This window comes from Arthrobacter sp. TS-15 (genome assembly GCF_006964045.1).
Classification (GTDB): domain Bacteria; phylum Actinomycetota; class Actinomycetes; order Actinomycetales; family Micrococcaceae; genus Arthrobacter.
Genome location: NZ_SDXQ01000016.1, coordinates 1 through 2,012 on the forward strand (window position 1 = coordinate 1; position 2,012 = coordinate 2,012).

The 2,012-nt window shown below is 55.7% G+C and carries 1 rRNA gene; it reads left to right on the forward strand.

The features are described 5' to 3' along the window. The first annotated feature begins 192 nt into the window (after nucleotides 1-192). A 16S ribosomal RNA gene (locus tag EU811_RS06540) occupies nucleotides 193-1,713 on the forward strand. Nucleotides 1,714-2,012: the final 299 nt, after the last annotated feature.

Below are 2,012 nucleotides of genomic sequence, written 5' to 3' on the forward strand. Positions count from 1 at the left end.
CTGTTGTTTGAGAACTCAATAGTGTGCCAAGTTTGTTGATACCGATTGTTTTTTTGATTGGTTGAAATTATGGCTGGATCATTGCGCACCCCCGTGTGTGGTGGTCTGGTTTTCAGCTGGTTTCGAATTTTGTGCAGCCGTGTTCGCCGTTATTTCCGGTGGGTGTGGTTGTGTCTGTTTGATTTGTTTTTTTCAACGGAGAGTTTGATCCTGGCTCAGGATGAACGCTGGCGGCGTGCTTAACACATGCAAGTCGAACGATGATCCCAGCTTGCTGGGGGATTAGTGGCGAACGGGTGAGTAACACGTGAGTAACCTGCCCTTGACTCTGGGATAAGCCTGGGAAACTGGGTCTAATACCGGATACGACCATTCCACGCATGTGGTGGTGGTGGAAAGCTTTTGTGGTTTTGGATGGACTCGCGGCCTATCAGCTTGTTGGTGGGGTAATGGCCTACCAAGGCGACGACGGGTAGCCGGCCTGAGAGGGTGACCGGCCACACTGGGACTGAGACACGGCCCAGACTCCTACGGGAGGCAGCAGTGGGGAATATTGCACAATGGGCGCAAGCCTGATGCAGCGACGCCGCGTGAGGGATGACGGCCTTCGGGTTGTAAACCTCTTTCAGTAGGGAAGAAGCGTAAGTGACGGTACCTGCAGAAGAAGCGCCGGCTAACTACGTGCCAGCAGCCGCGGTAATACGTAGGGCGCAAGCGTTATCCGGAATTATTGGGCGTAAAGAGCTCGTAGGCGGTTTGTCGCGTCTGCTGTGAAAGACCGGGGCTCAACTCCGGTTCTGCAGTGGGTACGGGCAGACTAGAGTGCAGTAGGGGAGACTGGAATTCCTGGTGTAGCGGTGAAATGCGCAGATATCAGGAGGAACACCGATGGCGAAGGCAGGTCTCTGGGCTGTAACTGACGCTGAGGAGCGAAAGCATGGGGAGCGAACAGGATTAGATACCCTGGTAGTCCATGCCGTAAACGTTGGGCACTAGGTGTGGGGGACATTCCACGTTTTCCGCGCCGTAGCTAACGCATTAAGTGCCCCGCCTGGGGAGTACGGCCGCAAGGCTAAAACTCAAAGGAATTGACGGGGGCCCGCACAAGCGGCGGAGCATGCGGATTAATTCGATGCAACGCGAAGAACCTTACCAAGGCTTGACATGAACCGGAAAGACCTGGAAACAGGTGCCCCGCTTGCGGTCGGTTTACAGGTGGTGCATGGTTGTCGTCAGCTCGTGTCGTGAGATGTTGGGTTAAGTCCCGCAACGAGCGCAACCCTCGTTCTATGTTGCCAGCGCGTGATGGCGGGGACTCATAGGAGACTGCCGGGGTCAACTCGGAGGAAGGTGGGGACGACGTCAAATCATCATGCCCCTTATGTCTTGGGCTTCACGCATGCTACAATGGCCGGTACAAAGGGTTGCGATACTGTGAGGTGGAGCTAATCCCAAAAAGCCGGTCTCAGTTCGGATTGGGGTCTGCAACTCGACCCCATGAAGTCGGAGTCGCTAGTAATCGCAGATCAGCAACGCTGCGGTGAATACGTTCCCGGGCCTTGTACACACCGCCCGTCAAGTCACGAAAGTTGGTAACACCCGAAGCCGGTGGCCTAACCCTTGTGGGGGGAGCCGTCGAAGGTGGGACCGGCGATTGGGACTAAGTCGTAACAAGGTAGCCGTACCGGAAGGTGCGGCTGGATCACCTCCTTTCTAAGGAGCTGCTAACAACTGGTTGCTGTGCCTGCATGGGTGTGGTGGTGGTTGTCAGTGTTGCCCATTGCGCAGGCGTCTGTTCTGCGGTGGGTGCTCATGGGTGGAATATCAACGAATCAAATTTTTTTGGCATGGCCTTGACCGGTTGTGTCCTGGTGCTAGTACGGCGGCCTGTGTCCCTTTTGTGGGGGTGTGGGTTGTGTGGAACGTGGCTGGGGCGTGGTTGGTGTGGGGTTGTGTTTGGCGCACTGTTGGGTCCTGAGGCAACAGGACCTTTTTGCAGCAATGCATAGGGG